At 64.8% G+C, this 24,066-nt stretch carries 21 protein-coding genes and 3 pseudogenes; 12 read left to right on the forward strand and 12 right to left on the reverse strand.

Translation table 11 applies throughout. The features are described 5' to 3' along the window. Positions 1 to 366 (forward strand): IS110 family transposase (locus tag UB31_RS08710; protein ID WP_045010198.1); only part of this gene is annotated, 366 nt, incomplete at its 5' end. 204 nt (positions 367 to 570) lie between these two features. Here the strand turns inward: UB31_RS08710 and UB31_RS08715 are convergent. From UB31_RS08715 to UB31_RS08730, 4 genes are all read right to left on the reverse strand, one after another. Beyond that, positions 571 to 2,079: a glycosyltransferase family 39 protein gene (locus UB31_RS08715; protein ID WP_045010597.1), complete on the reverse strand. Its 1,509-nt coding sequence runs from the start codon at positions 2,077 to 2,079 to the stop codon at positions 571 to 573. Between the two features lie 99 nt (positions 2,080 to 2,178). Then, positions 2,179 to 2,979: a ribonuclease HII gene (gene rnhB / locus UB31_RS08720; RefSeq protein WP_045005309.1), complete on the reverse strand. Its 801-nt coding sequence runs from the start codon at positions 2,977 to 2,979 to the stop codon at positions 2,179 to 2,181. A 68-nt stretch (positions 2,980 to 3,047) separates the two neighbouring features. After that, positions 3,048 to 4,211, reverse strand: coding sequence for a PA0069 family radical SAM protein (locus tag UB31_RS08725; RefSeq protein WP_045005193.1), 1,164 nt, complete (start codon positions 4,209 to 4,211; stop codon positions 3,048 to 3,050). Between the two features lie 181 nt (positions 4,212 to 4,392). Further along, entirely contained in the window at positions 4,393 to 5,232 is an 840-nt protein-coding gene (locus UB31_RS08730; protein ID WP_045005194.1) for an RMD1 family protein, read from the reverse strand. Positions 5,233 to 5,461: 229 nt separating this feature from the next. Between UB31_RS08730 and UB31_RS08735 the strand changes: the two genes are divergently transcribed. Then, complete coding sequence (locus UB31_RS08735) at positions 5,462 to 6,037, forward strand: glycosyltransferase family protein (RefSeq protein ID WP_045010598.1); 576 nt, start codon at positions 5,462 to 5,464, stop codon at positions 6,035 to 6,037. A 62-nt stretch (positions 6,038 to 6,099) separates the two neighbouring features. Then, positions 6,100 to 7,059 carry a bifunctional helix-turn-helix transcriptional regulator/GNAT family N-acetyltransferase gene (locus tag UB31_RS08740; protein WP_045005197.1) on the forward strand — a complete coding sequence of 320 codons (960 nt, stop codon included), beginning with the start codon at positions 6,100 to 6,102 and terminating at the stop codon, positions 7,057 to 7,059. 334 nt (positions 7,060 to 7,393) lie between these two features. On the opposite strand, the gene moaB is transcribed toward UB31_RS08740, so the two are convergent. Beyond that, positions 7,394 to 7,957: a molybdenum cofactor biosynthesis protein B gene (gene moaB, locus UB31_RS08745; RefSeq protein ID WP_045005199.1), complete on the reverse strand. Its 564-nt coding sequence runs from the start codon at positions 7,955 to 7,957 to the stop codon at positions 7,394 to 7,396. A gap of 200 nt (positions 7,958 to 8,157) precedes the next feature. Next, the gene (gene ypfJ / locus UB31_RS08750) at positions 8,158 to 9,093 is read right to left on the reverse strand and encodes a KPN_02809 family neutral zinc metallopeptidase (RefSeq protein WP_045005201.1); all 936 of its coding nucleotides are present in this window, start codon (positions 9,091 to 9,093) and stop codon (positions 8,158 to 8,160) included. Between the two features lie 414 nt (positions 9,094 to 9,507). Between ypfJ and UB31_RS08755 the strand changes: the two genes are divergently transcribed. The 3 genes from UB31_RS08755 (at position 9,508) to UB31_RS08765 (ending at position 11,949) form a co-directional block, all read left to right on the forward strand. After that, positions 9,508 to 10,638 (forward strand): site-specific DNA-methyltransferase, encoded by a 1,131-nt coding sequence (locus UB31_RS08755; RefSeq protein WP_045005202.1) that lies wholly within the window; start codon positions 9,508 to 9,510, stop codon positions 10,636 to 10,638. Positions 10,639 to 10,822: 184 nt separating this feature from the next. Continuing rightward, a complete protein-coding gene (locus UB31_RS08760; RefSeq protein ID WP_045005203.1) occupies positions 10,823 to 11,149 on the forward strand; it encodes a hypothetical protein in 327 nt (108 codons plus the stop codon). 119 nt (positions 11,150 to 11,268) lie between these two features. Further along, on the forward strand, positions 11,269 to 11,949 hold the full coding sequence (locus tag UB31_RS08765; RefSeq protein ID WP_045005204.1) for a glutathione S-transferase family protein: 681 nt from the start codon (positions 11,269 to 11,271) through the stop codon (positions 11,947 to 11,949). 70 nt (positions 11,950 to 12,019) lie between these two features. On the opposite strand, the gene UB31_RS08770 is transcribed toward UB31_RS08765, so the two are convergent. The 3 genes and pseudogenes from UB31_RS08770 to UB31_RS08780 form a co-directional block, all read right to left on the reverse strand. Then, on the reverse strand, positions 12,020 to 14,029 hold the full coding sequence (locus UB31_RS08770) for a HAMP domain-containing methyl-accepting chemotaxis protein (RefSeq protein WP_045005205.1): 2,010 nt from the start codon (positions 14,027 to 14,029) through the stop codon (positions 12,020 to 12,022). A gap of 310 nt (positions 14,030 to 14,339) precedes the next feature. Next, the gene (locus UB31_RS08775) at positions 14,340 to 16,349 is read right to left on the reverse strand and encodes a methyl-accepting chemotaxis protein (RefSeq protein WP_045010599.1); all 2,010 of its coding nucleotides are present in this window, start codon (positions 16,347 to 16,349) and stop codon (positions 14,340 to 14,342) included. A 285-nt stretch (positions 16,350 to 16,634) separates the two neighbouring features. After that, positions 16,635 to 17,079: pseudogene (locus tag UB31_RS08780) on the reverse strand (nuclear transport factor 2 family protein). A 91-nt stretch (positions 17,080 to 17,170) separates the two neighbouring features. Between UB31_RS08780 and UB31_RS40305 the strand changes: the two are divergent. Then, a pseudogene (locus tag UB31_RS40305) lies at positions 17,171 to 18,082 on the forward strand (LysR family transcriptional regulator); the annotation flags it as partial. Positions 18,083 to 18,190: 108 nt separating this feature from the next. Here UB31_RS40305 and UB31_RS08790 read toward each other — a convergent pair. Next, positions 18,191 to 18,811, reverse strand: coding sequence for a glutathione S-transferase family protein (locus UB31_RS08790; protein WP_045005211.1), 621 nt, complete (start codon positions 18,809 to 18,811; stop codon positions 18,191 to 18,193). Between the two features lie 128 nt (positions 18,812 to 18,939). Between UB31_RS08790 and UB31_RS08795 the strand changes: the two genes are divergently transcribed. Then, the gene (locus UB31_RS08795; RefSeq protein ID WP_045010601.1) at positions 18,940 to 20,220 is read left to right on the forward strand and encodes a flavin-dependent oxidoreductase; all 1,281 of its coding nucleotides are present in this window, start codon (positions 18,940 to 18,942) and stop codon (positions 20,218 to 20,220) included. Positions 20,221 to 20,449: 229 nt separating this feature from the next. Here UB31_RS08795 and UB31_RS08800 read toward each other — a convergent pair whose 3' ends face one another. Both UB31_RS08800 and mutY read right to left on the reverse strand, forming a co-directional pair. After that, positions 20,450 to 20,872 carry a PaaI family thioesterase gene (locus UB31_RS08800; RefSeq protein WP_045005213.1) on the reverse strand — a complete coding sequence of 141 codons (423 nt, stop codon included), beginning with the start codon at positions 20,870 to 20,872 and terminating at the stop codon, positions 20,450 to 20,452. Positions 20,873 to 20,939: 67 nt separating this feature from the next. Beyond that, entirely contained in the window at positions 20,940 to 22,031 is a 1,092-nt protein-coding gene (gene mutY / locus UB31_RS08805) for an A/G-specific adenine glycosylase (RefSeq protein ID WP_045005215.1), read from the reverse strand. An 84-nt stretch (positions 22,032 to 22,115) separates the two neighbouring features. Between mutY and UB31_RS40310 the strand changes: the two are divergent. The 4 genes and pseudogenes from UB31_RS40310 to UB31_RS08820 all read left to right on the forward strand — a co-directional run bounded on the left by UB31_RS40310 (position 22,116) and on the right by UB31_RS08820 (position 23,965). Next, a pseudogene (locus UB31_RS40310) lies at positions 22,116 to 22,395 on the forward strand (type II toxin-antitoxin system RelE/ParE family toxin). Beyond that, complete coding sequence (locus UB31_RS08810; protein WP_045005216.1) at positions 22,367 to 22,690, forward strand: HigA family addiction module antitoxin; 324 nt, start codon at positions 22,367 to 22,369, stop codon at positions 22,688 to 22,690. Before UB31_RS40310 ends, UB31_RS08810 begins: the two are co-directional and overlap by 29 nt. A 2-nt stretch (positions 22,691 to 22,692) precedes the next feature. Continuing rightward, positions 22,693 to 23,181 carry a DUF721 domain-containing protein gene (locus UB31_RS08815; protein WP_082078447.1) on the forward strand — a complete coding sequence of 163 codons (489 nt, stop codon included), beginning with the start codon at positions 22,693 to 22,695 and terminating at the stop codon, positions 23,179 to 23,181. Between the two features lie 127 nt (positions 23,182 to 23,308). Further along, positions 23,309 to 23,965, forward strand: coding sequence for a DsbA family protein (locus UB31_RS08820; RefSeq protein WP_045005217.1), 657 nt, complete (start codon positions 23,309 to 23,311; stop codon positions 23,963 to 23,965). Positions 23,966 to 24,066 lie beyond the last annotated feature (101 nt).

Below are 24,066 nucleotides of genomic sequence, written 5' to 3' on the forward strand. Positions count from 1 at the left end.
AAGACCGCGATTATCATTCTGGTGCGGATGCCCGAGATCGGTCAGATCACGCGCGAACAAGCCGCCGCACTGTCAGGGCTTGCCCCTTATGACGATGACAGCGGCAATCACGTCGGCGTCCGTCACATTGCGGGCGGGCGTGAACGGCTGCGCCGCGCGCTGTTCAATGCGGCGCTACCGGCGTCCTTTCGCTGGAATCCGCAGCTGATCGCGTTCTATAAAAAGCTGACTGGGGCCGGCAAGGAGCACAAGCGCGCTCGGATCGCTTGCGCCAGAAAGCTGCTGATTTTCGCCAACACAGTCGTAGCCCGCGGCACACCCTGGCAAAAAGAATCGCCTGAAGTCGCCAGCCCGCCAGCCATCTGACCGCGTTTCTTTGTTCGGCCGAAGCACCGTTTCTTCGTCCCGACCTGCCGTCACAAAGACGCCGCGCGCCGCGGCCGTCAAGGCTGGCCGTCGCTCCGGCCCAACCCCATCTCCGCTGCCGCCAGGCCACGCCTTGACCGCCGCAAGCACGGCGTCATGCTCGCCGGCAATCGGGCGCGCTTTAATGGTTGCTACGATGTCCGACTAAGTCCCCTTCGGCCGCACGATGGCCCAGCCGATGCGCAGCAATTGCTGGCGGCCGGTCACAAGCCATTCGAAGGCGCGCGGCACTTCCGGCACGATGTCCGGGAAGCGCCTGAGGATTTCGAGCGGCGGCGTGCCGGCAGTATCGGAGGCGCGCCAGACCACGACGCCGCCAGTCTCGGCGAACCGCGCCGTCGTCATCCACGGCGTGCGCGCGGGCTCGGCATCGATGAACAGGTGGGGCCGGCCGGAATGCAGCGTGATCAGGCTTGCAAGCTGCGTCTCGCCGGCGACCGCGCGCAGGCGGTGATTGGTGCGGCGGGCAAAGCTGTCGTCGAAGAAGTCCGAGATCGCGCGCGCCGGCATCGAGGTCGCGATCTCGCCGGTGCCGCTCCAGGGCAGGAACAGCACGGCCAGCACGACACCGGCGGCCGGCGCCACGACGGCGGCCGCCCACACCGTGCGCAGCATCCGGGCACGGCGCATCGCGATGAGATCGCCGGCCACCACGACCATTGCGAGACCGGACATCACCAGCACGACGCCGGCACCACCGACGACGGCATCGAGCCCGAACAGGCCGGAGATCAGGACCGCGCCGAGGGCCGGCGCCAGCGCAAAGAAGTAGACGAAGTTGCGCGCGAGCGGCTCGACCGGCGGCCGATAGATGATCGGCGCCTCCTCGGTCTTGCCGGCAAACAGGCCGGTGTTGAGGAATGTCAGCACCGGGATCGCCGCCGCGCCGAGCATGAGGCCACCAAGCAGCCAGGCCGCGTGCAGCGCGCGGGCGTTCAGCTCGGAGACCTGCGGCACGGGAGGCAGGACCAGCGTCTCGGCACGCATCAGCCAGACCGCATAGGGCATTGCCAGCACGGCAACGACGATGATCGCGAACAGCGGATCGAGCGCACGCAGCGTGCGGCGGCCGCCGGCAGTCGAGATCGCGAAGATCACGAGCAGCACGAGGAGGAAGATCGCCGCGGGCGTGGTCAACAGCAGCAGGCCGGCCTCGATCGACCAGGCGAACCAGGCATTGCCGCGGCGCTGGCCGATGATCTGCCAGGAATGCAACAGCAGCAGCGTCCAGAGCGGCCGTGCCAGCACCAGGGGGCCGAAATCGAGCGCCGGCGAGGAGAAGGCCAGCACCGTCATGGTCAGCAGCACGGCGAGCACCGCCTGTTGGGTGCCGACCACGGCGCGGGAGAGATGATAGAGCGTGACGAAGGTGGCGATCTCGCAGAGCTCGGCCAGGACGTAGACGCCGAAGATGTGGCCGCCCGCGGCGCGATAGGCGATGTCGGCAAGCCAGACCGGCAAAGGCGGGCCGAGATCGGTGCCGACCTGGTATTCGCGGCCGAAGGCCAGCACGGTCGCGAGGCTGCCGGGCGGGCTGCGGTAGAACAGCAGGGCCACGAACAGCCACATCGCGGCCTGCAACAGCACGGCGATCCACACGATCAGCCGCGGCCGGGCGCGAATGAGCTCGATGACCAGGGAGGTAAACCGCATGCAACGCCCGCAAGATGCAGCCAACCCGTCCAGCCGGCCCTATTCACTCAGGAGTATTTTGATAAAGGGCGCTGCGCGTCGTGGCAACGACAGTCTGATCTAGAGGCTGGCGGAAGCATCGATTTCAACGGCCGCATCCACCTGCAACTCGACCTCGCCTGTAAACAGATCCCGCGCCGGCTCCGCCGTCCAGGGCATGTGCTTGGCACGGGCGGCGGCGACGGGGGCGAAGAAGCTGCGGTGATGCACGGTGGGGCCGAGGCGGTTCAGCGCATCGAGGTGGTCCGGGACGCCATAGCCCTTGTGCTGCTCGAAACCGTAGCCGGGGCAGTCCTGCGCCAGCGCGCACATCAGCCGGTCGCGCGTCACCTTCGCGATGATCGAGGCCGCCGCAATCGACAGCACGATGCCATCGCCGCCGATCACGGCCTCGCAGTCGCACGCCGTATCGAGCCGGTCGCGGCCATCGACAAAGACGTGCCTGGGCGACTCGGGCAGTGCCACCACGGCACGCTTCAGCGCCCAGAGCGAGGCGCGCAGGATGTTGTCGCGGTCGATGCGGGCGCGCGAGGCAACGGCGACCGAGACTTGCGCGGTCGCGCAGATCTTGTCGAACAGCCTTTCACGTTCCTCCGCCGTCAGCCGCTTGGAATCATCGATGCCGCGCGGAATGCGATCGGGATCGAGGATCACGGCCGCCGCCACCACGGGACCGGCGAGCGGCCCGCGTCCGGCCTCGTCGCAGCCTGCGACCGGCCAGATGCCGCGCTTGATCAGCCCCCGCTCGCGGCGGAAGCTCGGCCGGGTGACGGCGATGACGCCTTTGGCCGCCTTCGGCGCCTGCGCGGTCTTACCCTTGGCCCGCCCCTTGGCCTTCTTTGTGGATGTATCCCGAATCATGGCCGGGATCGTGCGCAAGCAGACCGCGCGGCGCAACGGGGAACCCGCAGCAATTCCCGTTATTCAGCTCAGAACAGGCTGAGCTGATCGCCGTCCCGCTTCGGCCTCGCAAAATGATCCGTCGTCAGCTTGGAGCGCCGCTTGTTCAAACCGAGCCGGTCGCAGGCGATCTCGAAGCGGCGGCCGATGGTCCAGGCCATCGGGCCTGTGCCCTTCATGCGCTCGCCCCATTTCGCGTCGTAATCGCGGCCGCCGCGCATGTCGCGGATCAGCGTGAAGACGTGGCGATAGCGGTCCGGATAGTTCGCCATCAGCCATTCGCGGAAGAGATCGCGCACCTCCAGCGGCAGCCGCAGCAGCACGTAGGAGGCTTCCTTGACGCCGGCATGGGCCGCGGCATCGAGAATACGCTCCATCTCGGAATCGTTCAGCGCAGGGATCACCGGCGCGACCATCACGGTGGTGGGAATGCCGGCGTCCGAGAGCTGCTTCAGCGCCTCCAGCCGCTTCGGCGGCGTCGAGGCGCGCGGCTCCATGGTGCGCGCGAGTTTTGGATCGAGCGAGGTCACGGAGATCCCGACCTTGGCGAGGTTGCGCTTGGCCATGCGCGCGAGAATGTCGATGTCGCGGGTCACCAGCGCCGATTTGGTGACGATGCCGACGGGATGGCCGGCGCGTTCCAGCACCTCCAGAATGCCGCGCATGATTTTGCGCTCGCGCTCGATCGGCTGATAGGGATCGGTATTGGTGCCGATCGCGATCATTCGCGGCTCGTAGCCTGAAGCTGCGAGCTCCTTCTCGAGCAGCGCCGGCGCGTCCGGCTTGACGAACAGTTTTGACTCGAAGTCGAGCCCAGGCGACAGGCCGAGATAGGCGTGGGTCGGCCGTGCGAAGCAATAGACGCAACCGTGCTCACAGCCACGATAGGGATTGATCGAGCGGTCGAAGCCGATGTCGGGGGACTCGTTGCGGGTGATCACCTTGCGCGAGGTGTCGACCGCAACCGTGGTCTTGAACGGCGGCAGCTCCTCAAGGCTCTGCCAGCCATCGTCGAAGGCGACGCGCGCCTCGGCCTCGTAACGGCCGCTGGCGTTGGATTGCGCGCCCCGACCTCGCCTGCGCTGTTTGTCGATGGCGACCGCCAGCTCAGGGAAATCAGAAGGCGCACCCGCCGGCTCGGAGGGCGCCGTGACCGGCGGGTGCTTGAGAGCATGAGAGGATGCTGGACTCATGAAGCCAAGATAGCATGTGATCAGAACAAATCAAGAACAAGAATGAAAAACTCGAAAACAACCCCATGCACAGTAGAACTGCCAGTTGGCGACGATCCCGGTGAACGTCCCCAGGCGCATGACAAATCAACAACAATCGGGCGCCGCGCGCAGCGAACGCGATCCTCTCGATGCAACGCGCTCAGTGAATCCCGGCAAAGATCTGGATGCACCCGATCGCGACCTCGATCACGATCAGCACCACCACCGCAATTTCGAGACGCAGCGAGCGCTGGGTGTCGATGATGTCGGTCAGGGCGTTGGCGGTCGCCGACACCGCCGTGAGCTTGCGCTCGAGCGTGTCGAGACGTTCCTTCAGCTCGTACTCGTCTTCGAGACGGCCGTAGAGCCGGTCGAGCTCGGGCTTCTCCCAGAGCACGTCGGGTTTCTCGGCAACGGCAACGCGACCGGCCACGCGCTGCTGGACCAGAAGCGCATTGCCGATCAGTTGCAAAATACCCTTGCGCCGGGGCGGCGTACGGCCGCGCTCGGCGAGCTGGCGCGCAAAGGGCTCGATGACGTCGAACACGGCCGCAACGCGCCGCTCGTCGCGCGCCAGCGACGTGCTCTTGGCGAGCGCGTCGGCAATCAGCAGCAGCCTGTCGTCAGAGAATTTGGCGAGGCAGATCGGGCCGCCCGGCGGAATCGCTTCGGCGCTCTCGTCCTTGCAGAGCTGCGCCTGCGCGATCTCCTCCTCATAGGGGCTGAGTTCGCCAATCACGCGGGACTTCAGGCTGTCGATCAGCACCTTCTCCTCCGAAGGGAGAAGGCCGATCAGCACCACGACGCCGTAGCGGAAGATCACGGCGAGGCCGGCATGGACGCGAAAGGCGGCGGGCGTCGAGGAAACCGGCGGACCGATTTCGAGCCCCGACGGATTGATGCGCTCGCCCAGCATCACGGCGCGGATCCGCAAGGTCGGCGCGGCGTCCTGCTTCGGCGATGTTGACGCTGTGCCAACAGGAAGTTGATCGGCGTTCACGCGAGTATCCTGCTTTGCGCCACCGGCTTTCTACGGACTCTGCACCGGTGCCGAAACATTTGGCAATCTTGCCACCCCGCGCGCGACACATTTGGCTGATGGGCTGGCGGCGGTTTACCATCGATCGCCGAAGTGCCGCCAGAAAGTTGCACTCGGCAACGCCGCATGTTTATGACAACATCATGGCAAGTTACGCTTCTCCCGAAATTGAGACACCGAAGCCTCGATCATGCTGAGCGTCATCATTCCGACCGAAGGCGTGGAGCAGACGGCGGTTGCAACTCTGGCCGCGCTGGTCCCCGGTGCCGCGGCCGGCGTCATCCGCGAAGTCCTTCTGGTCGACGGCACCCGCAACGGCGTCATCGAGCGCGTTGCCGACGTCGCAGGCTGCCGTTTCATCGGATACGAGGGGTCGTCGCAGGGCGCAGCCCTTGCTGCCGGCGCACTCCAGGCGCGTTCGCCCTGGCTGATGTTCCTCCCCGCCGGCGCTGTGCTGGAGACCGGCTGGATCGAGGAGACCACCCAGTTCATCCAGGCCGTCGCGTCCAGCGGGCGGGATCGCGCGGCGGTGTTCCGCTATGCCCGTTCGCCTTATGCAGATACCGGGTTCCGCGATTTCCTGCGCTCCGTGGTCCGCAAACTCGCCGGCCCCCTGGGCGATCAGGGACTTTTGATCGCGCGTGATCATTACGACCGGATCGGCGGCTATCCGCCCCAGGCCCGCCGTTCCGAGGCCCGGCTGTTGCGGCGGCTCGGCCGCTCCTCCCGGACGCTGCTGCGCAGCCGGATCGTCATGGTCGGGTAAGCACACCTGATACTTGCCAAGGTCAAATAATTGTTCGACAATGGCAAGTATTGAGGTGCCCCATGCCATCCAGCCTTTCACCATCAGACCTTGCGACCGAACAGGTCGCTGACAACCAGGTTCAGGCGGTCCGCGCCTTCAACCGCTTCTATACCCACAAGCTCGGCGTGCTGGACCAGCAGCTTCTCAAGAGCCCGTTCTCGCTGAGCGAGGCGCGCGTGCTGTACGAGCTCGCGCATGGTGGCGAGCAATCGGCCAAGGAGATCGGCATCGCGCTCGGGCTCGATGCCGGCTATCTCAGCCGCATCGTGCAGAGCTTTGACGAGAGCGGGCTGATTGCGCGCAAGCCGCTCCCCAGCGATCGCCGGCAATATCAGCTGAGCCTGACCGCGAAGGGCCGCCAGGCTTTCGCCAAGCTCGAGCGTTTGTCGCAGGACGACGTCGCCGCGATGCTGCGACCACTGCCGGGCGAAGATCGTAAGCGGCTGACCGGCGCGATGGAGACGATCGAGCGACTGCTCGCGATGCCGCGCGCGCCGTCGCCACGCGCGACCTTGCGCGAGCCCCGCCCCGGCGACATGGGCTGGGTGGTGCAGAGCCACGGCGCGCTCTATGCCAGCGAATACGGTTTCGACTCCGGCTTCGAAGCGCTGGTCGCCGAGATCGTCGCCAAATACATGACCTCGTATGATGCCGCGCGCGAGCGTTGCTGGATCGCAGATATCGAGGGCCGTCCGGTCGGCTCGGTGTTTCTGGTGAAGGCGAGCGACGACGTCGCCAAGCTGCGGCTTCTGATCCTCGATCCGGCGGCACGTGGACAGGCGCTCGGCCAGCGCCTGGTCGCCGAATGCGTCTCCTTCGCGCGCGCCTGCGGCTATCGGAGGATGACGTTGTGGACACAGAGCAATCTGATCGCCGCGCGAAAGATCTACGAGGACGCCGGCTTCAAGCTGACTGCGACAGAGCCGCACCGCAGCTTTGGCCAGAACCTCACCGGCGAGACCTGGGAGCGCGATCTCTGATGCGCCGATCGCACCAGCCCACGCACCGCATCACGGGGGAGCTCGTCGACCTCTATAAGCGCCGCGCACGACGGCTGCACGCGGAGGCGTGCCGGACGATGTGGCTGATGGTGTGGAGCTCGCTGCGAAGGAAGAGGTAGATGCTGTCACTGGCGCAGCGGGCGCAATGCGCGTTGCTGTGCCCTCGCCCCTTGCGGGAGAGGGCAGCGACGCTGGCAGACACAGGCTCACTTGGGTGAGGGGTTTGTCTCCGCGAGCGTCTGTGTATGCGGATAGAAACCCCTCATCCGGCGCTTCGCGCCACCTTCCCCCACAAGGGGGGGAAGGAAAGCAATCACACAGTCGCGCCTTGCGCCTTCGCCCTTCGCAAATGCTCGTCCAGCCGCGGCATGATCTCGACAAAGTTGCAGGGGCGCGTGCGGTAGTCGAGTTGGGCTTCGAGAATGCCGTCCCAGCCGTCGCGGCAGGCGCCCGGAGAACCAGGGAGACAGAAGATGTAGGTCGCCCCGGCGACGCCGGCGGTGGCGCGGCTCTGGATCGTCGACGTCCCGATCTTGGCGTGGCTCAGCATGTGGAACGCGATCGAGAAACCGTCCATTCGCTTTTCGAACAGCGGCTCGATCGCCTCCGGCGTGACGTCACGCCCGGTAAAGCCGGTGCCGCCGGTGGTGATGACGACGTCGACGCCGGCATCCGCAATCCAGCGCCGGATCACAGCGCGGATCGCCTCGACGTCGTCGGTGACGATCTCGCGCGCGGCGAGATGATGGCCGGCCGCAAGGAGACGATCGGCAAGCGTCTGCCCGGACTTGTCGTCGGCGAGCGCGCGCGTGTCGGAAACGGTGAGCACCGCGATGTTGAGCGGGATGAACTGTTTGGATTCGTCGATGGACGCCACGGCTTCACTCCTGCTTCCCCAACCACCGCCGTCATCCTGAGGTGCGCGCCGTGCGGTGCGAGCGCACCGCAGGGCGAGCCTCGAAGGATGGGCCGGGGGCTCGCATCCTTCGAGGCTTGCCGAAGAGGCGAGCACCTTAGGATGACGCCACTACTTCTGGATTCCGGTTCGCGTTGCGCGCGCCCCGGAATGACGGATAGCTACAACGCCCCGGCGCCAAACGTATTGCAGGCTTGCACCGTGCCCTGCTGATAGCCGGTCATGAACCACTGCTTGCGCTGTGCGGCCGAGCCGTGGGTGAAGGAATCAGGCACGACCCTGCCCGTCGCCTGGCGCTGGAGCGTGTCGTCGCCGATCGCGCTTGCCGTGGTCAGCGCGGCGTCGATGTCGCCGGCTTCGAGGAAGCCCGGACGCTTCTTCTCCTCGCGGTTGACCCAGACGCCCGACAGGCAGTCGGCTTGGAGCTCCACCTTCACCTGAAGTGCGTTCGACTCGGCCTTGCTGCCGGCCTGCTGCTGGAGCCGCGTCACGCGCGGGATGATGCCGAGCAAATTCTGGATGTGATGCCCGGCCTCATGCGCGATGATATAGGCTGCGGTGAACTTGCAGGCATTGCCGGAGCAGCCGCGGAAGCGCGTCTCGACCTCGCGGAAGAAACCGGTGTCGAGGAAGATGGTCTTGTCCGGCGGACAGTAGAACGGGCCCATCGCCGACTGCGCCATGCCGCAGCGGCCACCATTGGTGGCGTTGCGGAACAGCACGATCTTCGGGCCGGTGTAGGACTGACCGCTGGCCTGGAAAATCTCGCTCCAGCGATCGTCGATCTCGCCGAGCACGCCGGCGATCATGCTGCCCATCTCGTCGGTCGGCGCGCCGCGCTTGGCGGTCTGGGACGACTGGCGATCGGTCTGGTAGCTCGGTGCCTGGCCGCCGCCGGTGAGGATCTCGGCACCGCCGATCAGGATGCGCGGGTCGATGCCGAAGGCATAGCCGATCAGGCCGAGCACGATGACGGTGCCGATGCCGAGCCCGCCGCCGCCCATGGGAAGGCCGAACCCGCCACCACCGCCGCCGCCGCCATCATCGCCGCGACGATCTTCGACGTCGTCGCTGCGGCGGAAATCATCATATCGCATGGCGGGCTTCCCTCAGGTCGTCGATTGCGTCGCGTTGGCACCCAGAACCGCTAAAAGCTCAACGTGCCACAGACCTAAAATTTCCATTGCGTTAATCAATATCCCGCTCGGCAAAAATTGCCTAGTGCGACGTCGTGCGACGCCAGCAATTTTTTCCGAGGGTCGTGCAATTTTTTCCGAGAGAAATTCGGAGTCTTTTGGAGCCTTGGCAGCTCCCGCACCGCGAAGAAATGCGAAAACCACCGTAAAACACAGCGAATGCGCACGACAAATCACGTGCACCGCGCGATGCGACGCCTGCTTACAAAAGCAGCGGGTTAAGTCGATTTTTACTTTGCCGCTTCATTGTAACGGTCAGTCGGTTGTTTGGTCCCGCGTCGCCGACAGCGTCGCCTGAGTCAGAGTTCTTGAGTCATGGTAGTGTCGCGTCGCGGGGCGTCTGCAAGGGCGCCCCGCACAAATTTTGAGTCCGCCTCGCATCGCATCATTCTCGGTGATTGCGTCGCCGAGATGTCGAAGCTTCAGGCTGGTTCGGTCGATCTGGTGTTCGCCGATCCGCCCTACAATCTCCAGCTCAAGGGCGATCTCAAGCGCCCCGACGAATCCCATGTCGATGCCGTCAACGACGACTGGGACAAGTTCGAATCGTTCTCCGCCTATGACGATTTCACCCGCGCCTGGCTGCTCGCCGCGCGCGCTGCGATGAAACCGTCGGCGACGATCTGGGTGATCGGCTCCTATCACAACATCTTCCGCGTCGGCGCGATCATGCAGGACCTCGGCTTCTGGCTCCTGAATGACATCGTCTGGCGCAAGACCAACCCGATGCCGAATTTCCGCGGCCGCCGCTTCACCAACGCGCACGAGACCATGATCTGGGCCGCGCGCGACGAGAAGGCCAAGGGCTACACGTTCAACTATGAAGCGCTGAAGGCGGCCAACGAGGACGTGCAGGCACGTTCCGACTGGCTGATCCCGCTCTGCACCGGTGAGGAACGTCTCAAGGGCGCCGACGGCAAGAAAGTGCATCCGACGCAGAAGCCGGAAGGCCTGCTCGCGCGCGTGCTGCTGTCGTCGTCGAAGCCCGGCGATCTCGTGATCGATCCGTTCAACGGCACCGGCACCACCGGCGCGGTCGCAAAGCGTCTCGGTCGCTCCTATATCGGCTTCGAGCGCGACAAGACCTATGCCAAGGCGGCAGAAGCTCGCATCGCGGCGGTCGAGCCACTGCCGGAAGCAAGCCTCGCTCCGTTCATGACCGCGCGCGAAGCGCCGCGGGTCGCGTTTTCCGAGCTGATCGAGCGCGGCATGATCATGCCCGGCGCGAAACTGTTCGACGCCAAGAAGAAGCTCGGCGCTCTCGTCCGTGCCGACGGCGCCATCATGTTCGGCGACAAGGTCGGCTCGATCCACCGCATGGGCGCGGTGGCGCAAGGGGCACAGGCCTGCAACGGCTGGACCTTCTGGCACATCGAGACCAAGAAGGGCCTCAAGCTGATCGACGAGCTCCGCGCCGAGATCCGTGCCGGCATGGCGGCGGAATAGCCAGTTCCTCACTTCGTAGCTTCGTAGGGTGGGCAAAGGCGCTCTTGCGCCGTGCCCACCATCTCTCCCCGGGGATGCAGATTTGGTGGGCACGCTTCGCTTTGCCCACCCTACGGCGTCTTGAATGACGCGACAGCCAGGACTAGATTCGCCCGATCAGCCCCGTCCTGACCGGTTGGCTCCCATGCGACGACAATCCGAGACATTGCTGCTGGTGCCGCTGCTGCCGATCTTCCTGGTCGGCATGTTTCCGATGTTCCTGATCGGACTGTTGGGGTTCTTCGGCCTCGCCCTGTTCGGCGTGCTCATTGTCTGCGTCGGGCTTGCGAGCAGCAACGAGGCCCACGACGCCTTCAATCACGACGTCATCGTGCACGGCTATGCGAAGGGGTCGGAGCGCGCCACGCAGGCGTCCAACATGCACACGGCGACGCGACTGGCCTTGCGGCTGGAGGCCGTGGGTGCAGCGATGGTCATTACGGCTGCGATCGGCCTTTGTTACGCCGGCTGATCTGCGCGGCGCGCAGGTACCTCACGGCAAACTCGCCGGTTGCGCCCGCGGACCATATTCAGGCAAGAGAAGCCCTGACGCTGCGTTCATTCTCTAAAAACGGAATTGGGGAGACAAACATGCTCAAATTCTATTTCAACGGATCGCCGAACCCAACCAAGGTCGGGCTGTATCTCGAAGAAACTGGGCTGGCTTTCGAGCCGGTGAAGATCGACACCCGCAAGGGCGAGCAGTTCACGCCGGAATTTCTCAAGATCAATCCGAACGCCAAGGTGCCGGCGATCGACGATGGCGGCACAATTGTTTTCGACAGCAACGCCATCCTGCTCTATCTCGCCGAGAAGACCGGCAAATTCCTGCCCGCAGCCGCCGTGCGCGGCGAGACGCTGTCATGGCTGATGTTTATCGCCACCGGCCTCGGCCCCTATTCGGGACAAGCCGTGCACTTCAAGCACTTCTCGCCCAAGGACCAGGCGTACGCGCATAACCGCTACCAATTCGAGGGCCACCGCCACTACAAGATCCTCGACGATCACCTCGCCAAGCACCGCTACATGGTCGGCGACAGCTACTCGATCGTCGACATGGACCTGTGGGGCTGGGCGCGCATGGCCGCCTTCGTGCTCGGCGAGGATGCCCCTAGCAAGTATCCGAACGTGAAGCGGCTGGTCGACGAGATCACCGCACGCCCTGCGGCGGCGCGCGCGATCGCGCTGAAGGACAAGTTCACCTTCAAGGCCGAGATGGACGACGAGGCCCGCGGCAACATGTTCAAGCACATGACGACGAAGGTCGCCTGATCTCATCAGGCCGTCATTGCAGGTCCACGCGCATGCGCGTGGACCTTTGCGTTTAGGACGCCGGCGCGGATCAGGCCGTGCGCACCGAGTTCAGGAACTTGTTGACCTCGAGCTTCAGGCGGTTGCTGTCGGTCGACAGCGTGCGCGCCGACGACAGCACCTGCGAGGACGCCGAACCGGTCTCCGATGCACCGAGCTGCACGTCGCCGATATTTGCCGACACCCGCTGCGTGCCCTGGGCCGCCTGCTGGACGTTGCGGGAGATTTCCTGCGTCGCCGCGCCCTGCTCTTCCACGGCGGCTGCGACCGTCGAGGAAATCTCCGACAGCCGCTCGATGGTGCCGCTGATCTCCCGGATCGAGCCGACCGACTCCTCCGTCGCGGCCTGGATGCTGGAGACCTGCTGCGCGATCTCGCCGGTGGCCTTCGCGGTCTGCTCGGCGAGCGCCTTGACCTCGGAGGCGACGACGGCAAAGCCGCGGCCGGCCTCGCCCGCGCGCGCCGCTTCGATCGTTGCGTTCAGCGCCAGCAGATTGGTCTGGCCGGCGATGGTGCTGATCAGCTCGACCACGTCGCCGATACGGGCGGCAGCCTTGGAGAGCTCGCCGACGCGTTCGTTGGTCCTGCTCGCCTGGACCACGGCCTCGCTCGCGATGCGGGCGGATTCCTGCACCTGACGCGCGATCTCGCTGACCGACGAGGAGAGCTCCTCGGTCGCGGATGCAACTGCTTGCACGTTGGCCGAAGCCTCTTGCGAGGCCGAGGCAACCTCGGTCGACAGGTCGCGGGCGCGCGCGGCCGTCGTGGTCAGGGTGCCCGCCGAGGCTTCGAGCTCGGTCGACGCTGAGGACACGGTGTCCACGATCTCGCCCACGGCCTGCTCGAATTCGCCGGCCAGCTTTCTCATATCGGCCTTGCGGCTCTCGGCCTGCCGCATCTCGAGCCCCGCCTGCTCGTCGCGCAGCCGTTCGGTCTCGACCATGCTCTCCTTGAACACCTGGATCGCCTTGGCCATGTCGCCGATCTCGTCGGTATTGCCGCGACCGGGAATCTCGACCTTGAGATCGCCACCGGCAAGCGCGCCCATCGCACGGGTCATGGTAGCCAATGGCCCGGCAATACTGCGGCCGATCAGGAAGGCGACGAGGACACCGAACAGGACGGTAAGGCCGCCTGCGACTTCCTGAATCCAGGTCGTGCTGGCAATGACACCATCTGCGGTCGCACGCGACGTCTGGTAGTCGGCCTTCAATCCGGTTTCCGCCACCTTGAGCTTGTCGACGCTCGCAGAGACCAGGGGCGCGATACTATTGCGGTAGATTTCATCGGCCTCGAGGATTGCGGCGGAGGTCGTCTCGAAGGCCGCCTTGTAGGTCGAAAGTGAACTCTTGATCGGCCCGAACACGGCCTTGACCTCGTCCGGCAGACCGGCTCCCTCCAGTGACTTGAGCGCTAGCTGCGCCCGATCGACATTGGTCCTGAACGTCGCCGGCCCCTTTGCGTCCCGGACGGCGAGGAAGCGCCAGTTTGCGACACGAACCAGCAGGATCTTGGATTCGAGATCGGCGACGGGGGCGGTCACGCTGGTATCGCCGGTCGCGCGTGCAGCGTCGACCAGCTTGCCGGTATTGGCGGTCAGCTCGTCTCCGCCGGCGAGCAGAGTGGCCTTGCCTTTCGTCGTCTCGTTGACGGCAGCGCCCATGCGCTCGCGCAGGGGCTTCATCTTTTCGAGGTCGCCCATCAGGCCATTGTAGATCTTGAGTCGCTCCTCGGAGACCGTCGACTTGGCCGCGGCCTTCAGCAGCTCCGTCGTCGCAACCTCCCTTTCCGCGGCCTCCTTGAAGGCCGGCTCGTTGGCGTCATAGATGTAGCGCAGATTGGCGCGGCGGATGGCCTGGAGATGGATCGAAATTTCCTGGACGCGCGCGGTATTGTCGGACAGGGCGGATAGTCGCGCCATCTGGCCCTGGACCGCCCACAAATTCCAGACGGCGACCGCGGCCATGATCAAACTGACGGCCACAAGGACCGAAAATCCGAGGTAGAGACGGCCCCGGATTCTCAAACGCAAGCTCGGCATTTTCACTGTCCACCCCATTGTGCAGCAACTGAGACGGAGCGGCCGAGCGACGCCCGAGATCGCAACGATCGCCCACGCAGCCGCGATCGCCTCTCGGCGATTCGTGCTGCGCAACGGCACAATGCTACACACTTGTTAATTGAGTGCTGCAATTCCCACGCGTCAACTACGGTGGATTTCGCGATAGATGTCGTGAGCGCGGCCGGCACCGCCAAATCTGTCATCATCTGAATAAGAATGTGGCAGTCGACACTATCCGGCATACGGCTCGCGCCGAGGCGCGCCGCCGCCTTCGTGCGCGGTGAGCCGCTCAGGCGGCGTGGACCGAGTTCAGAAACTTCGCGACCTCTTGCTTCAGCCGGTTGCTGTCGGCCGAGAGCGAGCGCGCTGCCGAGAGCACCTGCGATGATGCCGAGCCGGTCTCCGAGGCGCCGCGCTGCACGTCGCCGATATTGGTCGAGACGCGCTGGGTGCCGTGGGCGGCCTGCTGGACGTTGCGGGAGATTTCCTGCGTGGCGGCGCCCTGCTCTTCCACGGCGGCGGCAACCGTCGACGAAATCTCCGACAGCCGTCCGATGGTGCTGCTGATCTCCCGGATCGAGCCGACCGACTCTTCCGTTGCGGCCTGGATGCCGGAGACCTGCTGCGCGATCTCGCCTGTGGCCTTCGCGGTCTGCTCGGCGAGCGCTTTCACCTCGGAGGCAACAACGGCGAAGCCGCGGCCGGCCTCGCCCGCACGCGCGGCCTCGATGGTGGCGTTCAGCGCCAGCAGATTGGTCTGGCCCGCGATGGTGCTGATCAGCTCGACCACGTCGCCGATGCGGGCGGCGGCCTTGGAAAGGTCGCTGACGCGGTCGTTGGTCTTGCTGGCCTGGCCTACGGCCTCGATGGCGATGCGGGCAGATTCCTGCACCTGACGGGCGATCTCGCTGACCGAGGAGGAGAGCTCTTCGGTGGCCGACGCCACCGCCTGCACGTTGGCTGAAGCCTCCTGAGAGGCGCTGGCGACCTCGGTCGACAGATCCTGCGCACGCGAGGCGGTCGTGGTCAGTGTGCCGGCAGACGCTTCGAGCTCGCTGGACGCCGAGGACACGGTGTCGACGATCTCGCCGACCGCCTGCTCGAACTGATCGGCGAGCCTGACCATGTCGGCCTTGCGGCTCTCAGCCTGCCGCGCCTCGAGCTCGGTCTGCTCGTGGCGCAGGCGCTCGGTGTCGACCATGTTGTCCTTGAACACCTGGATCGCCTTGGCCATGTCGCCGATCTCGTCGGCTTTGCCACGCCCGGGGATCTCGATCTCGAGATTGCCGCCGGCCAACGCCCCCATCGCGCGTGTCATCGAGGTCAACGGACCAACGATGCTGCGGGCAATCAGGACAGCGACGATCAATCCGAACAGGGTGGCGAGGCCGCCTGCGATCTCCTGAACCGACGTCGTGCCGTCGAGCACGGCGTCGGCGCTGGCGCGTGATTCCTTGTAATCCTTCTTCAGGGCGATCTCGGCAACCTTGAGCTTGCCGATACTCTCGACGATGAGAGGCGCGAGGTTCTTGTGGTAGATCTCGTCGGCCTGAAGCATCGCGGCCGACGTTGTCTCGAACGCCGATTTGTAAATTCCGAGCTGGGTCTTCACCGGTGCGAGCGTGGCGCGCAATTCCGCCGCCTGTGGGCTCTTTTCGAGCGCAGTGAGCCGTTGCGCGGCCCTGTCCGCATTCGTCCTGAAATTCGCCGGCCCCTTGGTGTCGCGCAAGGCCAGGAAACGCCAGTTTGCGATCTGAACAAGAAGGAGCCTGGATTCGAGGTCTGCGACGAGGGCCGCGGTGTCTTCATCAGCGGATGCGCGCGCCGCATCGACCAGCTTGCCCATCTTGACGGTCAGCTCGTCGCCGCTCGGCAGCAGCGTCGCCTTGCCGGTTCTCGCCTCGTTGACGGCGTCGCCGAGATTGTCGCGCAGGGTCTTCATTTTCGAGATGTCGTCGACGAGACCATTATAGAGATTTCGCCGCTCCTCGGACAGGGTCCCCTTGGCGCCGACCTTCAACAGCTCGGTCGCAGCCGCCTCCCGTTCCGAGGCCTCCCGCATCGCAGGTTCGTTGGCGTCGTAAATGTAGCGCAGATTGGCCCGCTGGATCGCCTGGAGATGGGTCGAGATCTCGAGGACCCGCGCGGTGCTGTCCGAAAACGCCGAGGCCTTTGCGACCTGGTCCTGCACCGCCCGCAAATTCCAGACGGCGACCACCGCCATCACGAGACCAACCGCCACCAAGGCCATGAAGCCTGCGTACAGGCGTCCCCTGATCCGCAAACGAAACTTCGGCATTCCCACTGTCCACCCAGAAGCATGTGAATTCGAGCGGCCGAATTCGTCCGGCAATCGTCACCGGCCACCCTGGCAGCCGCGCGTTGCACCTTGGCGACTCACGCTGCACCGCGACACAATGGGGGACACTTCTTAATTGAACCTTCCGATTTCTCGCGCGCGCCCGTGTCGGCGCGCGCGAAATCTGCTGATTTTATAAGCCCGTTGCGCAAGGTTTTGGCGCGAGGCCCGCAGTGGCATGCAGGCCGCTGCACGCGTTGCCCGGATGAACGTTTGTTGGGCGGCTCAGCTCGCAGCCCTCACCGCCGTTTGCGGAAACGGCCCCAGCGCCTTCTCGGTCAGGACCGAGTCGCAATACTCCCTGATCTCCTTGATCTTCCCATCCTCCAGACGGAACACCAGGCAATAGTCATTGTCGTAGCGCACGCCCTCGGGGGTGACGTTGTCGCCCTTGGCTTCCACCGCGACGATATCGCCGTCGGCGATGAAGCGCTCGGCAACCGTGCGCGTCCGGTCGCGAAGGCGGGTGCGCACATAGCCGTGCAAGTCATTCATGATCGCCTCCTTTCCCGCGAAAGTGCGCGACCAGGAATACTGGCCGGGTCACGACCCATTTGGCGTCATCGGCAAGGCTTGCGGCGAACAGCGCGCGATCGCGCACGGCCGGATCGGGATTGGCGGAGGCGGCAAAGATATCCTGGATCAGTTTCTTGTTGGCGCTCGTGCTCATGGCGGCATCTCCGTGCGGTGACATCGCGGAGATCATCGCTGCGGAATGAGAATTCTTCAAATTGATAGCGAATATGATATCTATTCGCCTCATGAATTTGAATTCGCTTGACCTCAATCTTCTGACCGCGCTCGACGCCCTGCTGCGCGAGGCCAATGTCAGCCGCGCGGCTTTAAGGATCGGCCTGTCGCAGCCGGCCGCGAGCCACGCGCTCCAGCGCCTGCGCGATATTTTCGGCGATCCGCTGCTGGTGCGCACCGGCGCACGGATGGAGCTGACGCCGCGGGCGCAGGCCCTGCGCGCGCCGCTGGCCCAGGCACTCGACCAGGTGCGCGGGCTGTTCATACCCGACGACTTCGACGCCGCGCGCAGCGAGCGGCAATTCCGCCTGATGATGCCGGATCTCGCGGTCGAGCTGTTGATGCCGCCCTTGATGGAGAAGGTCACTCAGGCCGCACCCAACGTCCGCATCGACGTCGTGCCGTGGCGGGGGTCGTCGATCTTCCACGCCGAGTTCGCCCGCACCATCGATCTGGTGATCTCGATCGGCAACGCTTTCAAAGGCTTTCACCGCCAGTTGCTCTACACCGACGTCGACGCGCTGGCGGTGCGGGGCGGCCATCCCGTGGGCGCCAAGCTGAAGCGGCGCGAGGCCTTCCTGGCCGCACGCCATGTCGGCGTGATCATCCGCGGCGGCAGTGAGGATCTGATCGACACCTGGCTGCGGACCAAGGGCATCGAGCGGCACATTTCACTGGTCGTGTCGGGCTATCTCGAAGCGCTGCACGTCACCGCCCGCACCGACCTCGTCGCCTTTGTGCCGCGCCGGCTGATCGCGGCGCTGTCGAAGCAACTCGGCCTCGTCACGGTGATGCCGCCGCTCGACCCCGGCATCGACGAGCAGTTCATGTTCCATCCGACGCGGGCGCAGATGGACCCGGGATCGATCTGGCTGCGGCGGCTGATGCTGGAGACGGGGCGCGAGTTGGAGAAGCGGAAGGCTGGACAGTTCTCAAGGGTGGGCAAAGCGAAGCGTGCCCACCACTTCTTTCGGAGCGCGGAAAGATGGTGGGCACGGCGCAAGGGCGCCTTTGCCCACCCTACGAGAACCTCACGCCTTCTGCGCGTCCATCACCTTGCGCACGGCGGGCCGGTCGGACATCCGCTTGAAATGATCGGCGATCTTCGGTGTCGCGTTGATGTCGACGCTGTCGCCTTCGAGCCAGAGCGAAAGCGTGTGGAGGTAGGGATCGCAGATCGTGAACTGATCGCCCATCACCCACGGTCCTTTGAACATCTTCTGTTCGATCAGGGAGAAGCAGGCGCCCATGGTCTTCGGGATCATCGCCTTCATGTCGGCGAACGAGCTCTCCTGCGTCGCCCAGCGCGCGCCGCGCATCTTGTGCGCATGGTTGATGTGCGCGGTCGAGCAGAGATAGGAGTTGAACGACTGCACCTGAGCGAAGTCGAAGGGATCGTCGAGCGGCGCGAGCTTCGCCTTGGGGAAGGTCTGCGCGAGATAAGCCAGCATCGCCGGCGTCTCGGTCAGGACACCGCGGTCGGTCACCAGCGCCGGCACGCGGCCCTTCGGGTTGATCGCGAGATAGTCCGGACTGTTCTGCTGATTGTCCTTGAAGCTCAACCGCTCGGCCGTGTAGTCGGCGCCGGCCTCTTCCAGGGTGATGTAGGTGGCGAGCGCGCAGGTGCCGGTGGCGTAGTAGAGCTTGAGCATGTCGGACCTCATGGGAAAGTTGGAAATTAGCGGCTGTCGTCCCTCAGGTCTATAGCACGACATTCTCTTCGCAGTTGCCCACATCCGCCCGCCTGTGCCAAGACGCCTGCACCTGGAGGGGTTTTATCATGACCGTACTCATCGCCGGTGGCGGCATCGGCGGGTTGACGCTTGCGCTCAGCCTGCACGGAATCGGCGTTCCCGCAAAAGTGTTCGAGAGCGTCGCGGAACTGAAGCCGCTCGGCGTCGGCATCAACGTGCTGCCGCATGCGGTGCGCGAGCTGATCGAGCTCGGGCTGATGGACAAGCTCGATGCCAGCGGCGTACGCACGCGCGAGCTCGCCTATTTCTCCAAGCACGGCAAGCCGATCTGGAGCGAGCCGCGCGGGCTGGAAGCCGGATACAAATGGCCGCAATTCTCGATCCATCGCGGCACGCTCCAGCAGCTCCTGCTCAACACCGCGATCGAGCGGCTCGGCCGCGAGAATATCCTGACCAGCCATCATCTGACCGGATGGAGCGAGACCGCTGATGGCGTCCGCGCCGATTTCATCGACAAGGCGACCGGCAAGGCCGCAGGGACCTACGACGGCGCGATCCTGATCGCCGCCGACGGCATCCATTCCGCCGCGCGAGAAAAGCTCTATCCGCAGGAGGGACCGCCGATCTGGAACGGCCGCATCCTCTGGCGCGGCGTGACACCGTCGAAAGCGTTCCTCAGCGGGCGCACCATGATCATGGCCGGGCACGAGATCCTGAAATTCGTCTGCTATCCCATCAGCAAGGCGCCGGATGCAAACGGCAACCATCTGATCAACTGGGTCGCCGAGCGCCACATGCCGCCGACCTATCAGTGGCGCCGCGAGGACTACAACCGCACCGCGCGGCTGGATGAATTTCTGCCCTGGTTCGAGAGCTGGCAGTTCGACTGGCTCGACGTCCCCGGCCTGATCAAGAACTGCCCGCACGCCTATGAATATCCGCTGGTCGATCGCGATCCGGTGTCGCAATGGACGTTTGGCCGCGTCACGCTGATGGGCGACGCCGCGCATCCGATGTACCCGATCGGCTCGAACGGCGCCTCGCAGGCGATCCTCGATGCCCGGACTATCACGCGTGAGATTCTTGCGCATGGCCCAACCAATGCGGCGCTGCTCGCCTACGAGGCCGAGCGCAGGCCGGCGACCACTGACCTCGTGCTGCTCAACCGCAAGAACGGTCCCGAGCAGGTGATGCAGCTCGTCGAGGAGCGCGCGCCTGACGGCTTTGAGGTCGTCACCGACGTGCTCTCGCAGAAGGAGCTGGAAGACATCGCCGCGAACTACAAGCGCGTTGCGGGTTTCCAGGTCGAGGCGCTGAACGCGAAACCGGCGATCGTGAGTGGGGATGCGAAGCGCGTGGGGGCGTGAGTTCGGCTCAATATCCATAGTGCTTTCGCACGAAGCGAGATGCGCATTGATGTGCCCTCGCCCTTGCGGGAGAGGGCAGCGACGCCCGTAAACGCAGACTCACTCGGGTGAGGGGTCTGTCTCCGCGCGTGACTCGCGCGCGTTAGTGTTCGCTGAAGCAACCCCTCATCCGGCGCTTCGCGCCACCTTCTCCCGCAAGGGGAGAAGGTGCACCGCGTGCGCGGCTAGACTATTTACCCACCACCCTCGCGGCTTCGAGCAGCCGCTCGCTGGCCGTTGCTGTCGCAAGCACTGTGCCGTCCTCCGCCATTAGCTTGGCCTCGACGAACGCGATGGTCTTGCCGAGTTGCGTCACCGTTGCTTCGGCGATGATCGGGCCGGGCCCGGCGGGGCTCAGAAAATTGACCGTCATGCTGATGGTGGTGGTGTAGAGCCGGCCCTCGCTCATCACGAGCACCGCGGGCCCCATCGTGTCATCGAGCATGGCCGAGAGCATGCCGCCCTGGATGAAGCCCGCCGGATTGCAGAACTCAGGTCTCCCCTCGAAGGCAAGCTTGATCCAGCCATCCGCGGGACGGGCATCGAGCAGGCGCCATCCCAACAGCTCGGCGCAGGGCGGCCTTTTGAAGTTGTCGAGCGCGGTCTTGACCATGCCAACCTCCGTGACCCCCGACAGATAGCGTAGGCCTGCTGACAGCCTGGTGTCAGCAGGATGTCGGCTAGCGGCCCAGCGCGTGCGCAATCACCTTGCGCATGACGTTGGGCAGCGCCTCGTCGGCAAGCGTCGCGATCGGCACCCAGCGCATGCCATTGGGTGCGCGCGTGCGGGCTTCGGCTTTTGCGGTGTAGACCACGAGCTCCAGCGGGAAATGCGTGAAGACGTGGGTGACCACGCCGACCTTGCGCTGCCAGCGCGATAGTCCCTTCAGCTCCGGCGCCTGCTGCTTCGCGGTCGTATCCTCCTGACCGGCAAGCCAATCCGAGCCCGGCACTTCCGTCATGCCGCCGAGCAGGCCTTTCTCGGCACGGGTGCGGACCAACAGCTCATCGCCACGCGTGACGATGAAAGCCGCACCACGGCGCAGCGTTCCGCTTTTCTTCGGCGTCTTGCGCGGAAAACTCTCCTGCGTCCCCTGCGCGCGCGCCGTGCAATCCTCGTTCAGCGGACATAGCGAGCAGGCCGGCTTCTTCGGCGTGCAGATCGAAGAGCCCAAATCCATCAGTGCCTGTGCGCTGTCGCCGGCGCGCGAATCCGCGAGCATCGTCGCCGCCAATTGCTGGATCAGCGGCTTGGCCTGCGGGAGCTCTTCTTCAACTGCAAAGAGCCGAGACACCACACGCTCGATATTGCCGTCGACCGGCATGGTGCGGCGATCGAAGGCGATCGCGGCAATTGCGGCCGCCGTGTAGGGCCCGATCCCCGGCAGCGCGCGCAGCCCCTCCTCCGTGTCGGGAAACACGCCGCCATGCTCGCGCGTCACCGCGACCGCACAGGCATAGAGATTGCGCGCACGCGAGTAATAGCCGAGCCCGGCCCACATCCGCAGCACGTCATCCTGCGAGGCTTGGCCCAGCGCAGTCACATCAGGCCAGCGCGCGACGAATTTCTCGAAATAGGGCCCGACGGCCTTCACCGTGGTCTGCTGGAGCATGATCTCCGACAGCCAGACACGGTAGGGATCAGACGTCTCGCCGGGAAGGGCCCGCCAGGGCAACCGACGGCGGTGACGGTCGTACCAATCGAGCAGCAGCTTCGGACGGTCAACCGCCGCCGAATGTCGTTGCCGCTTGATGGCCGTCGTTGGGGACATTGAAGCCTTCTAAGGGAGGATTCGGCGGGTGACCAGCGTTGGGCAGGCAGTTGTACGCTATAACGCCTTGCGTTATAGATCAGCATGATCCAGAGCTTCGCAAACTCCGAGACAGAGCTGATCTGGTCCCGGCGGCGAAGTCGGAAATTGCCAGCTGATATCCAGAACGTCGCCCTGCGAAAGCTGCGTTTGCTGAACCAGGCCCGGGTATTGAACGATCTCAGGATTCCTCCGGGCAACCGGCTCGAGGCAAGCGGACCGCCAGGGCCAGCATTCGATCCGGATCAATGATCAATGGCGCATCTGCTTCATCTGGGATGAGGGAGGACCGAGAGATGTCGAAATCGTCGACTACCACGGGTAGGAGCGGGCTTCTTCGCAATCCCCATCCGGGTGAAATCCTGCTGGAGGAATTTTTGAAGCCGATGGAGCTCAGCCAGAACGCGCTGGCGCGCGCCGTTCGCGTGCCGCCACGCCGGATCAACGAGATCGTCCTGGGCAAGCGTGATATCACGGCCGACACGGACCTGCGGCTCGCCCGCTATTTTGGCCTGTCGGAAGGCTTTTTCCTGGGCCTCCAGATGGACTACGATCTCATGCAGCGGCGCCGCGAGATTGATCGCGACTTGAAGGCCATCCGGCCCCGCGCGGCAGCATAGCTATGGCCCGCATATACAAACCCGGCCCCATCAGCGCAAAGCCGCTGTCGCTGCTGCTCAACGACGTCTTTGCCGAGGCCTATGCCAAGCAGGGTTTTGCCGCGCGCGAGCTGGTGACGCGGTGGGCGCAGATTGCCGGACCGGAGATCGCGGCCCATGCCGAGCCGCTGAAGATGCAATGGCCGCGACCGGTCGAGGGCCAGCCGCAGGAGCCGGCGACGCTGGTGCTGCGGGTCGAGGGGCCGATGGCGCTGGAGATCCAGCACTCGGCCGATGTCATCCTGGAGCGGGTCAACCGCTTCTTCGGCTGGAGCGCGGTCGGCAAGCTCGCCTTCCGCCAAGCCCCCCTGTCACGCGCCCGGCGCCCGGTGCGGCCCGGCCCGCCGGACCCCAAGGCCGTCGCCAAGGTCGCCGAGGACCTGGGCGACATCGAAGATGAACAATTGAAAACCGCGCTGGCGCGGCTCGGGGCCGCAATCAAGCGAAATTGAGCCTTATTCTGCCGCCAATCTGGGCCTGTCCTTGCGGCGCGCCATTGCCTCAAACGACGTTTCAAGCTAGCGACAGGCCGCTCGGGAAGGGAACCGGGCGAGACCACGCCAATCCCGGGAGCCGACCTTGATCATCACCCGCCGCGCCTTCACCACGATGCTGTCGCTGACCGGGCTTGCCGCGCTCGCCGGGCTCTCGCCGCTGCGGTTCATCTCCGAAGCCATGGCCCAGGCCGCCGCTGACGTCGCGAAGCCGGTGTCGCTGCCCGACATGGCGCTCGGGTCGAAGGACGCCGCCGTCACCATCACCGAATTCGCCTCGATGACCTGCCCGCATTGCGCGGCCTTCAACGAGCAGGTGTTCCCCAAGATCAAGTCGGAATACATCGACACCGGCAAGGTGCGTTACATCTTCCGCGAATTCCCGCTCGACATCAAAGCCGCCGCCGGCTCGATGCTGTCGCGCTGCATCGCCAATGGCGACGCGCCGAAATATTTTGCGGTCACCGACATGCTGTTCCGCCAGCAGAACGACTGGGTGATGAAGAACACCACTGAGACACTGGCGCGGATCGGCAAGCAGGCCGGCCTCACCCAGCAGCAGGTCGAAGCCTGCCTGAAGGATCAGGCGCTGCTCGACAAGATCGCCGCCGACCAGAAATATGCGAGCGACGTTCTGAAGGTCGATTCCACGCCGACCTTCTTCGTCAACGGCGAGAAAATCAAAGGCGAGACCTCGTTCGAGGAATTCGCCAAGAAGATCAATCCGCTGCTGAAGAGCTGATTCGCTCGTCAAGGTCCTGATTCGCATCTCAAAAGCCGTATCTTTCCCGGCATAAATCCCTTGGGAAAAGCGGCTTTCGCAGGTTGCCCTCGCGGCGCACC

This window comes from Bradyrhizobium sp. LTSP849, assembly GCF_000938255.1.
GTDB lineage: Bacteria > Pseudomonadota > Alphaproteobacteria > Rhizobiales > Xanthobacteraceae > Bradyrhizobium.